We start from the raw sequence: 11,692 nt of genomic DNA, 5'->3' as shown, positions 1-11,692 counted from the left end.
ACAGTCGTTTCCAACTGTTATCCCCCAGTACGAGGCAGGTTGCCCACGCGTTACTCACCCGTCCGCCACTAAGATTTAACAAGATTCTGCCGAAGCTTCATCAGCGTTAAATCTCCGTTCGACTTGCATGTGTTAGGCACGCCGCCAGCGTTCATCCTGAGCCAGGATCGAACTCTCACGTTTAAATTTTATCTAATCACTTAAAGTGACTGGATCGTTCGTCTGACCAGAACTAAAGCTTGGCTTTGTTCTGTCCGTTTTTACCTTGTTAGGTTTGTTTTGTTCTCTGAAATTTCTTTTTGGAATTTTCAGGGTTGCATTACTATTCCATTGTCAAAGTGCATCTCATCGATGTTACTGATGAGGACCGCAGAAGGAGGGATTTGAACCCTCGCGCCGCTGTTAACGACCTGCACCCTTTCCAGGGGTGTCTCTTCAACCTCTTGAGTACTTCTGCAAAAGTGTTGACTTTAATTCTTCACTCTTCAATTTTGAGCGGAGCGAGAGGGATTCGAACCCTCGTGGCGTTGCCGCCAAACGGTTTTCAAGACCGCCTCGTTATGACCGCTTCGATATCGCTCCAAACACTATATCGGCTACTGTTTGTTGGCTTTCAACGCACAGCGCGATAATTATAATAACAACGTAGTAAACCTTTGTCAATATTAATTTTCTAAAATTTTTTATTAATTTAGAGTTTCTTATTTATTATGGATTCCGCAAGGGTCAAATCCTCAGGTGTGGTGATTTTTATATTGTCATAAGACCCCTTTATAAGTTTTACCTTTCTGACACCAAAAGTTTCCATAACCATGGCATCATCGGTAATATTTACCCCTTCTGAAAGAAGTTTTTCTTCTTCAGCAGCAAGCTTTTCGTAAAGCTCAAGTATCTCAGGATACAAAAAAACCTGTGGGGTCTGAATAAGCCAGGTCTTGTCTCTGTCGGGAGTTGTTGCTGCAAATCCGTTTTCATCAGCTATTTTTATTGTGTCCTTTACAGGCATGCCTACTACGCATGCGCCATATTCTTTTACGGCTGCCAAAGCGCGGTCGAGGATTTCATCATCAATGAAGGGTCTTGCTCCATCGTGAATAAAAACAGCCTCAGTATCTTTTGAGGCTGCAAGGAGTCCTAAACGTACGCTGTGATATCTTGTGCTTCCACCGGCAACTATTGCCTTTATTTTTGAAAAACCGGCAGGAGTTATTATGTCTTCTTTAACCTGCTGTATATCGCTCTCAGGGAGCACTAATATTATTTCATCTATAAAGCTGTTTTCAAAAGCTCTTAAAGAATACAAAAGCAGTGGTGAACCGCATATTTCCATATACTGCTTCTTTACTCCGCTTTGCATTCTGCTGCCGCTTCCTGCAGCAAGCACTATCGCTGTTGTTTTCAATGAGAATTCTCCTTAAAAGCTACAAAAATATTAATTGCTGCTTCTTCCATGATATCTGCGTTCTCTGTCTCCAAGGGGGAGATTGGGAACAGCATTCAGATCCATTCCGGCACGGTTCCCTTTCAGATATTCGTAGTAGCCAGCGGCACCTATCATGGCTGCATTGTCCGTACAAAGTACAGGCGCAGGTCTGTAAAAAGTCATTCCGCGTTTTTCACACTCAGCTTCCAGTCTCTCTCTAAGCGCAGTATTGGACGCTACTCCGCCTGCTATTGCCACCTTTTTGCAGTTATACTCTTCTGCTGCTTCCATGGTGTGCTCAGTCAAAACATCCACAACCGCTTTTTGGAAGGATGCTGCCACGTCATTTTTATTGATTTCCTCGCCCTTCATCTCCGCCTGATTAAGGTAGTTGAGAACTGCCGATTTTAAGCCACTGAAACTAAAGTCATAGGATTTTTCCGATGTCTTAGCTCTTGGAAATGCGATGGCATCGGGATTTCCCTCTCTTGCAGCCTTGTCGACCTTGGGCCCGCCGGGGTATCCAAGTCCTATTGCTCTTGCGACCTTATCAAAGGCTTCGCCAGCGGCATCATCTCTGGTCTGACCGATTATGTCATATTCACCGTAATCTTTTACATAAACAAGGTGGGAGTGTCCGCCTGATGCAACAAGACACATAAAGGGCGGTTCAAGCTCTTTATATTCTATATAATTAGCGCATATATGTCCTTCAATGTGATGTACGCCAACAAGAGGTTTACCTGTGGCAAAGCTCAGGGCTTTTGCTTCAGATACACCCACAAGAAGCGCGCCTACAAGTCCGGGGCCATAGGTTACCGCAATTGCATCTATGTCATCAAGAGAAAGTCCAGCTTCACTAAGGGCAGCCCTGACGCAGACATTGATCTTCTCTACATGTTTGCGCGATGCTATTTCAGGCACAACTCCGCCGTATACAGTATGAAGCGCGATCTGAGAAGATATGATATTAGAAAGAACCTCTCTTCCGTTTCTTACAACTGCTGCAGCAGTCTCATCGCAGCTGCTTTCGATTGCAAGAATATTGATATCTTCATCTTTTGATTCCTGCAAAGCTTCAGTCTGTTCATTTTTGATTGACATAAATATTACGCCGTCCTCATCGGTACGGCGTTTGATGTTTTCATGATTGTTATCCATATTAATTCGCTTCCGTATCCTTTACTTCTGATACTGTCCAACCGAGGATCTTCCAGTTTTTATCAGCATCTTTTCTTAATACAAAAAGATAGTTATAGACATTTGTGTGAGTTCCGTGCCTCAAATAAATTTTGGCAAGAACATTTGCTATTTCTTCGCCGGTGTCTTTTGTTTCTTCAATATCATTTGAAAGGACTTCATATTTGGAGATGGAATAGTCCTCTTCTTTCTTTTTATCCACCTCTGTCTTTAAGCTTCCGGGCCAGTCAGACTGATTCGCAATGAGTTCATCATCGAAGATTCCCTTCATAACATCAGCCATCTGACCAAATTCTTCGTCAGTGTAGGTCTGCTTATACATTACCTTCATTATGCGTACGTAAAGGTCTGCAACGGTGGCAGGTGTCTTTGGATAGGTCTTTGATAAATCCATGGTGGTTATCTTCTGAACCTCAGTTAGCTCCTGATCTTCGGTAGTACTGTTAGAACTGCTTCTACCTCTATTTACAATGACAAATATGCCCAGTATGACCGCAGCAAAAAGAACCATCAAAATAACTGCTTTTATGATAGCGTTTTTCTTGGAATCGTCCATATACCCCTCCTACATGTCGTCCTTATTCCGGTAATTCTAAGCTTTAGTCCTCTTCAAATCTTAAGGTTATTACTCTGCCATCCTTTGTTGCAACAGAGTTCTTGAAAATATCCTTCACCTTAGGCAGATATTCCTTGGGATTAACAAGTGACGGGCTGTAATGTGTAAGCCACATCTGCTCCACCTTGGCCTTTTTAGCCAGTTCTGCTGCCTCATACATGGTCATATGCTTATTTTCTCTGGCTTTTTGAAGCTTATCTTCTTCGCCATACATTCCTTCGCATATAAAAAGATCGGAGTCTTCGGCATTTTCTGCGATGCTGTCCGTGGGTCTTGAATCTGTTACATATGTGAGATGGATTCCTTTTCTCTGCTGGCCAAGAACCATATCCGGTGTAAAAACTCTGCCGTCATCAGTGTTTATGATCTCGCCCTTCTGAAGTCTGTTCCAAAACTTCATATCTATTCCCGAGGCCTTTGCTCTCTCTACGTCAAATTTGCCTATGCGGTCAAGGTGCATGGTATAGCCATAGCACAAAATATTATGATTTACCTTAAATGCTTTGATTCTGAATTCATTCATTCCGGGGAGTGTGAATTCATCACTGTCCCCTTCAATTTCATGGTACTGTATCTCAAAAGGCAGCTCCGGAGCTATTGTCCTTAGTGCCTTTACAACTCGCTGAAGCCCTTTGGGGCCAACCAAAAGAAGGGGCTCCGTTCTCTCTGCATTGCCCATGGTAAGAAGCATTCCGGGGAGTCCTGATATATGATCTGCGTGGTAATGTGTAAAGCAGATAACATCAATAGGCTTTGGGCTCCATCCTGATTTCCTTAGGGCAATCTGTGTTCCCTCTCCGCAGTCAATCAGTATGCTTTTTCCGTTGTATCGCACCATAAGTGCGGTCAAAAATCTGTTCGGAAGCGGCATCATACCGCCGGTTCCAAGTAAACAAACATCAATCATTCGTATTTCTCTTCCAATAAATTACTGCATTATCGTCCGGGTCATCATAAAAATTCGGACGTATTCCTTCATTAACAAAGCCAAGCTTCTCATAGAGCTTCCTTGCAGGCTGATTCTGTTCACGAACTTCAAGGGTGAAATCCCTGCAGCCGATTCCCTCTGCCTTTTTTAAAAGCTCAGTCAACATCATATAGCCGATTCCAGTATTTCGAAGCTCTGCTGATACAGAAACATTGGTGACATCGCCCTCACCTGATATATTTCTTACTCCGCAAAGACCGGCTACTCTGCCTGCTTTTTCCGCAACAATATATACTGTGTCGTCACGGGTGCATGCTTCAAGGAGCTGCTTCTCGGTCCAGGCTTCTTTTCCAAGGCTGGCAGCTTCCAAAGCGGCAGATTCTGTAATATCCTCAGCGCTCATCTCTCTTATCTTTACGGTGCGAGCCTTTTTCTCCTTGGCTTCGCGCTCAGCCTGTGATGCTCTTAAATATTCGGGAGCAAAGCTGTCTGTATCGGCAAGCTTTCCTTTTCTGAAATACTCTGCTGCAAGAACAGAAAGTGCTGCTGCACGCTGTCTGTTGGCAAGAGGCGGTGCAAGAATGTAATCAACCTTAAGAAGGTCGTCCAGTTTATCTCTGTAAACCGGGATTCCATCTCCAAGAAGTACCGCTCTTTTTCCTATCTTATTCAGCCTGTCCGCTATCTCTGCAACGGACATGGCTGCCTGAGGCATGAGAGTCTTCATTTTATAGAAAACTTCGTGCTGGTCTTCGCTTTCTTTTTCCGGAACAAAGGTGTAAATTCCTGTATAAACCTGGCTTCTTCTGGCATCCATCATGGGACAGATAATGTTCTCATTGCCGTAAAGGTTGTATGCCAAAGCGTCCAGAGTTGGCACTGCTATAAGGGGCTTATTAAGCGCAAGGCAAAGTCCTTTTGCTGTTGCCACACCGATTCTAAGGCCTGTAAATGATCCCGGGCCCGCTGATACGGCAATTGCATCAACGGTATTAAGATCAAGCGAAAGCCTCTCTTTTATCTGCTCCATCATGGGAAGAAGGAGCTCTGAATGTGTTATTTTATGCTGAATTGAAAACTCAGATAATAATCTGTCATCCTCTGTAACTGCTACAGTGCAGACAAGTCCTGAAGTATCCAGTGAAATAATCTTCATTTTATCTGTTATCTATCGTCTCAAGAGTTATGCGGCGATAGTCCGTTCCTTTCCTTAAATCCTTTTCGATTGTTATTTCCATGTACTTTTCGGGCAATATTTCTTCTATAAGATTGGCCCATTCTATAAAGCATAAGCCCTGGCCGTAAAAATAATCCTCATAACCAATCTCATCCATTTCACTGACGTCTCCGATTCTGTAGACATCAAAATGGTAAAAGGGTATTCTACCCTGATCGTAAACCTGTAATATTGTAAATGTAGGGCTGTTTACGGGGCCCTCGATTCCGAGACCTGCTGCAACTCCCTGGGTTAAAACGGTTTTGCCCACGCCAAGATCACCCACAAGGGTATATACCATCCCGGGTTCTGCGGTCTCGCCTATTCTTTTGCCAAACGCAAAAGTCTCTTCAGCTGAAAATGTTTCTAATATTGTATTCATATAATCAGAATATTGCAGAAATCATCAAAATGCAAGTTATACCCCTATTGACGAATTTAGTTTGATGAAATATTATTGTGTTTGTAAATAATATCTTCGGGGCGGGGTGCAATTCCCTACCGGCGGTGATACCCAGGTGAGAAGCTCATCTGAGACAAGTCCGCGAACCGCTACGGCGGCCGATTTGGTGAGAATCCAAAACCGACAGTATAGTCTGGATGGTAGAAGATGTCGTTATATGTCTAGTTTTATTACGCGATTAATCTTTTTCTAATCCTCCCCGACAATCTAAGGAGGAAAAACCAATGAAAAACAACCTATTAACTTCAATTGCAGACAACGCAGGATACGTTGTTGTATTTCTGCTTCTCATCGCTGCAATGTTTGTCGTAGCAAAGGTAGCTGAAAAACTTGTTGCTAAAAAGGCCGGTGAGGACAGCTCCTCTCTTACAACCCGTAAGGTTGTAATTATCGGACTGTTTGCTGCAATATCCGCAATCCTCATGATCTTCGAGATTCCGGTATTCTTCGCTCCCAGCTTCTACAAGATCGATCTTTCCGATCTTCCTGCAGTAGTCGGCGCATTTGCTTTTGGTCCCATGACCGGCGTACTTATCGAATTCATTAAGATTCTTCTTAATCTTGTGATCAACGGAACAACAACCGCATTCGTAGGCGAGCTTGCAAACTTCATAGTAGGCTGCAGCTATGTACTTCCTGCTTCCATCATTTATCTGTTCAAGAAGACACGCAAGATGGCAATGATTTCATGCCTCACAGGTACTCTTGTAATCGCTATAGTAGGAAGCTCACTTAACGCATTCTATCTTCTTCCTGCATTTGCAGCACTGTACGGAATGCCTGTAGATGCCCTCATCGGAATGGGAACAGCTGTAAATCCTGCAATAAGCAACATGTTTACATTTGTTCTTTTCGCAGTTGCACCGCTTAACCTCTTAAAGGGTGCCATCATCACCGGTGTGACAGTTGCTGTATACAAGAAGTTAAGTCCCATCATTAAGAATGCTACTCTCGTTTCTGCAAAGAGACAGGAAGCATAATAACAAAGCCTTCATTTATATTTTCTTAATCATTTTTTAATACCTGGTGTAGGTGCCTTTATTGACTTTTATTCGCGCAATATCATAAAATTATTGTGTAAATGCTGAATATTTATTGTCTACGAGGCACCTATGAAAAGGTTGATCACAAAAAAGCTTGTGCCCGGCATGATCCTGTCGGATAATGTATATTCTTATGACAATAATCAGCTTGTGTTGCCTAAAGGAACGGTTCTTGATAACCAGGCAATCACCAAGCTGTCTTTTTATTCTGTCGCAAATGTCCTTGTTGAAGATTATGATGAAAGTATAGATTCAGCACCTTTAGATGGTTCTGATGATTCATACGCATCAAGGCTTCGCGAAACCGCTGAATTCAGGGAGTTTAAAAAGGATTTTGAAATATGCTCCCAAAAATTTAAATCCGGTATAGATGATCTCATTAACGATAAGGAAAATTTTAATCTGGATGAAGTAATGTCTCCCATTTATGAACTGATGCATAAGGGGAACAATCCTTCCAATATTCTGGACATGCTACATAGTCTCAGGCGTTATGATGATGCCACCTATGTGCACTGTATAAGTGTTGCCATGATCTGCAATATCATGGGGCAGTGGCTAAGGATGAGCGAGGATGACATAGAGGTTCTCACAGAAGCCGGACTAATGCACGATATCGGAAAGCTTCTGATTCCCAATGAGATAATTACGAAGCCCGCACACCTGACTAACGATGAGTATGTAGTGGTGCAGACACACCCTGCACAGGGTTATATGGTACTGACAGATTTAGATGTAAGTGACCATGTAAAAAATGCAGCTTTAATGCATCATGAAAGATGTGACGGGTCGGGCTATCCTGCTCATTTAAAAGGGCCGCAGATAGATTACTATGCAAAGATCGTGTCTATAGCTGATGTATATGACGCAATGACTTCTGCGAGAGTATACAGAGATCCTCTTTGTCCCTTCTTAGCCATAGAGCTTTTTGAGTCGGAGGGGCTGCAAAAATATGATACAAACGCCATAATGACATTTTTACAGAATATTGTTAATACTTATCTCCTGAACAAGGTTCGCCTAAATAACGGTCAGGAAGGCGAAATAATCTTTATAAACAGGGATCATCTGTCAAGACCGACAGTTAAGATAGATTCAGATTACGTGGATCTTACTCTGCATCCCGAGCTCCATATAGAACAGATATTATAAAAGCCATACCCTCTTATGTGAAGGTATGGCCTTTTCTTTTATTATTATGCAAATTTAAGCTTAAACTTCTGAATGTCTCTGTCAGTATCAACCTTGGTAATCTGTGCACCAAGCTCCCTGAGCTTCACATCAAAGTCCTCATAGCCTCGCTCAATGTATCTGATCTCTTCAACAGTGGTGAAGCCCTCTGCTGTAAGACCTGCTATAACAAGAGCTGCTCCTGCTCTAAGGTCCGGGGCCGCAACCTCTGCACCGGTGTATTTATCCACACCTTCAATAATGGCTGTACTGCCCTCTACTTTTATATTCGCGCCCATTCTGGTGAGCTCATCAACATATTTAAATCGATTTTCAAAAAGTGACTCTGTCACAAGACTTATACCGCTGGCAAGTCCAAGAACCACCGTGATCTGAGGCTGCATATCGGTAGGATATCCCGGGTAAGGAAGAGTCTTAACATGAGCATTGCGCATTCTCTTTGTGGCAACAACTCTTACAGCATCGTCCGACTCCAATACCTGACAGCCCATCTCTATAAGCTTTGCACTGATAGACTCTAAATGCTTGGGAATTACGTTTTTAATTGTAATATCGCCCTTGGTAGCTGCCGCTATCATCATAAAGGTACCGGCCTCAATCTGGTCGGGAATAATGGTATATTCTGTACCGTGAAGTCTCTCAACTCCTCTTATTCTGATAACATCTGTACCTGCACCCTTGATGTCAGCTCCCATACTGTTAAGGAAGTTGGCCAGATCAACTACGTGAGGTTCTTTTGCAGCATTCTCAATAATAGTCTTACCATCAGCCATCGCTGCTGCCATCATAATATTGATGGTAGCTCCAACACTGGCTATATCAAGATAGATATGACTGGCAACAAGCCTCTCGGCCCTTGCACTTATCATTCCATGCTCGATGGTAACATTGGCACCAAGAGCGGTGAAGCCCTTGATATGCTGGTCGATAGGTCTGAGACCGATGTTACATCCACCGGGCAAAACTACCTGCGCATTGTTATATTTACCAAGAAATGCTCCTATCATGTAATATGAAGCTCTGATTTTCTTGATATATTCATTCTCTATTCTATAGTCACTTACATGTGAAGCATTAATCTTAACTGAATGACGACCGGTACGTTCAACAATAACGCCTATGCTCTGCATAGCCTGAAGCATTACGTTTGTATCAGCTTCATCAGGCATATTATCGATATACACTGTCTCATCAGACATTGTCGCAGCGGCAAGAATCGGAAGTGCAGCATTCTTGGCTCCGCCTATTTCAACTTCACCAACGAGCGGTATTCCGCCCTTTATTACGTATTTTTCCATATAATCTCTACTACATTCACAGATTTGTGAACTTCCTAGTCAATAAACTCTCCCCATAAATTGCTAACGGCTATTGTTATACCACAAATAAATTACTTTGTAAAATAAAAACCGTCAGTTCAAGTAATTAAGCGGATTTACCTGGGATCCGTTTATGAGGATCTCAAAGTGGAGATGAGCTCCCGTACTTACACCGGTATTACCGCTAAGAGCAATCTTTTGTCCCTGGGAAACGGACTGTCCGACGCTCACAAGTATCTTGGAAAGGTGACCATATCTGGTCTCTCTGCCATCGGAATGTCTGATATAGATAACATATCCATATCCTCTGCCCCATCCGGCTCTTGTTACCACACCTCCGTTAGAGGCCATTACAGCTGTTCCTACAGGTGTAGCCCAGTCAATTCCCTTATGATAGGTACTTGCTCCCTTGGTAGGTGCTGAACGTCTTCCAAAGCCTGAGGATAAACGTCCGCCGGAAATAGGCTTAATATATGTAGGAGGAACAATCGTTCCACGCTCAACTATTTTTGCAACAGCCTCGTAAGTAACTTCTTCTTTTTGTATATCACGACCAGTCTCGCCATTGTTTTCATAATTTACGAGTGCTACTACCTTACGGTGACCAGCCGAAGGTTCCTGAATAACTTCCTGTCTGGTAGTGTACCATGAGTCGTTATCAATATAGACTACATCTGCTTCATAATCTTCTTCATAGTATTCCTGCTTTGTATAAACAACCGAAAGCTCAGGCTCCGGAACAGTTACTATGATTTCATCTCCCACGCGGATCATGGACTCGGGAGTATCAATGGTCTCATTCATGGCAACAAGGTCATCCAGAGATAATCCAAAATTCTCTGCAATAAGTCCAAGAGTGTCCCCGGACTGTATCTCGTATATCTGATTTGTCTCCTGGTCCTTGGTAACCTCATCAATGGCGGTTTGCAGATCAGTTATCTCAGAAAGAGGAAGATAGCTCTCAACGACCTCTATCTTGTCACCAAAATCTATATCCATAAGACCAAGCTTGTAATCTTCAAAGCTTTTTTCCTCTGTAAGAGGCTTTATCTGATCAAATATATCACTTATAGCCAGATCAATTCCTGCTTCGGGGAGCTTTATCTGTTCCTCCTTGGCCTCTACCTCTTCATTTGAAACTACTTCAGAAGTAAGAACATTGACCTCTCTTGCATTATCGGTCACAAGAGTAGCGCTGTATAAGTTGTCAGTATCATATTTAGCAAGTGCTGTCTGGAGAAGTGTAAATACATCATCCTTGCTTGCCAGATTTACGATAAATTTGTTGATTTTTACAGTATAGGCTCTTTCAAGAGTGGTTTTGGTATCGTTCTTTAACACATCAAGCATGTTCTGTCTGACGGTCTTTTTACTGTCAACCTCTCCAAAAAGCACCTCACGTCCCTCCAGGGAGAGTCTTGCATCAGAAAGGACTAATTCCTCACTTCCCTTGGCAAACTGCCTTCTAGCGTCTCTTAAACACTTTTTCGCGGCCTGTTCAGATGAAAGTGTTCCGACGTGGACTCCGTTTAATGAAACCTCGAAGATGTTGTCAGCTCCATGCTCTATAGGAGAATAGACGGGCAATAGGAAAATTATCCACATGACTACAGCAATGGCCGTTCCCTGAAAGAACCCTATTCTAAATTTTTTGTTGCCTTTAAATCTCATTTATCAAACCAAACCTAAAAATCTTAATATATTAAACACAAGATCTCCCAACGAGATAAGCAGAACTATTACCAGAAGAGGCACAACGCCCTTATTTCCGGATTTATGTGAGTTCTGATACTGCTCTTCAAGCTGATTTCTTGTAGTATCAAGCCTTCTTAAAAGGACAGAGAATTCCCCTTTTATAGCATCTGTCTGCTTGTGAAGGTCCTCTCTTATTTCATCAAGCTGCTTTTTTTGTTCATCTATTACAGAAGCCTGAACATTACGATATATACGCACACCAACATCATGTGTGGCTTCATCGGTCTTGTCCATTCTTTTTCCAATATCTTCCTTTAAAACATCTATAGCCTTATCAAAATCAAGACCTGATGCTTCATTTACATTCTGGGGTTCCTTAAGATCCTTCAGGATTCCTTCAATGCTTTCAAGGCGTGCTTCCAGCTTATCTGCATTCTTCTTAAGAACTTCTATCTCTTCTTCATATTGCTTGTTTTGCTTCTCAATCTGCTCACGATGAGCTGCTTCAGCGGCATTATTAGCCTTAATCATCTCCTGAGCACTGATTTTATCTGTATGCCTCTTTATAAAGTTTTCCATAGCCCCTCCCATTAAACAA

At 42.6% G+C, this 11,692-nt stretch carries 11 protein-coding genes, 2 tRNA genes, 1 rRNA gene and 1 riboswitch; of the genes, 2 read left to right on the top strand and 12 right to left on the bottom strand.

The features are described from left to right. The 9 genes from G608_RS0116405 to tsaE all read right to left on the bottom strand — a co-directional run. Positions 1-183: ribosomal RNA gene (locus G608_RS0116405) — 16S ribosomal RNA — on the bottom strand; the annotation flags it as partial. Positions 184-368: 185 nt separating this feature from the next. Then, positions 369-457: transfer RNA gene (locus G608_RS0116400), tRNA-Ser, on the bottom strand. Positions 458-496: 39 nt separating this feature from the next. Further along, positions 497-582 (bottom strand) — tRNA-Ser (locus tag G608_RS0116395). 109 nt (positions 583-691) lie between these two features. Further along, entirely contained in the window at positions 692-1,402 is a 711-nt protein-coding gene (gene ispD / locus G608_RS0116390; RefSeq protein WP_026496922.1) for a 2-C-methyl-D-erythritol 4-phosphate cytidylyltransferase, read from the bottom strand. A gap of 30 nt (positions 1,403-1,432) precedes the next feature. Beyond that, positions 1,433-2,527, bottom strand: coding sequence for a tRNA (adenosine(37)-N6)-threonylcarbamoyltransferase complex transferase subunit TsaD (gene tsaD / locus G608_RS0116385; protein WP_051209450.1), 1,095 nt, complete (start codon positions 2,525-2,527; stop codon positions 1,433-1,435). 58 nt (positions 2,528-2,585) lie between these two features. Beyond that, positions 2,586-3,179, bottom strand: coding sequence for a DUF6715 family protein (locus tag G608_RS0116380; protein ID WP_026496920.1), 594 nt, complete (start codon positions 3,177-3,179; stop codon positions 2,586-2,588). Positions 3,180-3,222: 43 nt separating this feature from the next. Further along, complete coding sequence (locus G608_RS0116375; RefSeq protein ID WP_026496919.1) at positions 3,223-4,146, bottom strand: ribonuclease Z; 924 nt, start codon at positions 4,144-4,146, stop codon at positions 3,223-3,225. Then, the gene (tsaB, locus tag G608_RS23000; protein WP_026496918.1) at positions 4,139-5,323 is read right to left on the bottom strand and encodes a tRNA (adenosine(37)-N6)-threonylcarbamoyltransferase complex dimerization subunit type 1 TsaB; all 1,185 of its coding nucleotides are present in this window, start codon (positions 5,321-5,323) and stop codon (positions 4,139-4,141) included. The genes G608_RS0116375 and tsaB overlap by 8 nt, the downstream gene beginning before the upstream one ends. A gap of 1 nt (position 5,324) precedes the next feature. Continuing rightward, a complete protein-coding gene (gene tsaE / locus G608_RS0116365; RefSeq protein ID WP_026496917.1) occupies positions 5,325-5,765 on the bottom strand; it encodes a tRNA (adenosine(37)-N6)-threonylcarbamoyltransferase complex ATPase subunit type 1 TsaE in 441 nt (146 codons plus the stop codon). Between the two features lie 88 nt (positions 5,766-5,853). Continuing rightward, positions 5,854-5,999: riboswitch (FMN riboswitch) on the top strand. 71 nt (positions 6,000-6,070) lie between these two features. Here tsaE and G608_RS0116360 point away from each other — a divergent pair. After that, positions 6,071-6,826, top strand: coding sequence for an ECF transporter S component (locus G608_RS0116360; RefSeq protein WP_026496916.1), 756 nt, complete (start codon positions 6,071-6,073; stop codon positions 6,824-6,826). Between the two features lie 132 nt (positions 6,827-6,958). Then, complete coding sequence (locus G608_RS0116355; protein WP_026496915.1) at positions 6,959-8,041, top strand: HD-GYP domain-containing protein; 1,083 nt, start codon at positions 6,959-6,961, stop codon at positions 8,039-8,041. Between the two features lie 44 nt (positions 8,042-8,085). Here the strand turns inward: G608_RS0116355 and G608_RS0116350 are convergent, their stop codons facing one another. The 3 genes from G608_RS0116350 to G608_RS0116340 form a co-directional block, all read right to left on the bottom strand. Further along, entirely contained in the window at positions 8,086-9,378 is a 1,293-nt protein-coding gene (locus tag G608_RS0116350) for a UDP-N-acetylglucosamine 1-carboxyvinyltransferase (protein ID WP_026496914.1), read from the bottom strand. A gap of 114 nt (positions 9,379-9,492) precedes the next feature. Next, positions 9,493-11,004: a M23 family metallopeptidase gene (locus tag G608_RS0116345; RefSeq protein ID WP_242829416.1), complete on the bottom strand. Its 1,512-nt coding sequence runs from the start codon at positions 11,002-11,004 to the stop codon at positions 9,493-9,495. Positions 11,005-11,073: 69 nt separating this feature from the next. Next, positions 11,074-11,673 carry a hypothetical protein gene (locus G608_RS0116340; RefSeq protein WP_026496912.1) on the bottom strand — a complete coding sequence of 200 codons (600 nt, stop codon included), beginning with the start codon at positions 11,671-11,673 and terminating at the stop codon, positions 11,074-11,076. Positions 11,674-11,692: the final 19 nt, after the last annotated feature.

The organism is Butyrivibrio sp. WCD3002, assembly GCF_000424265.1.
In the GTDB taxonomy this organism is placed as follows: domain Bacteria; phylum Bacillota; class Clostridia; order Lachnospirales; family Lachnospiraceae; genus Butyrivibrio.
This window is presented reverse-complemented; position numbering and strand designations above follow the sequence as displayed.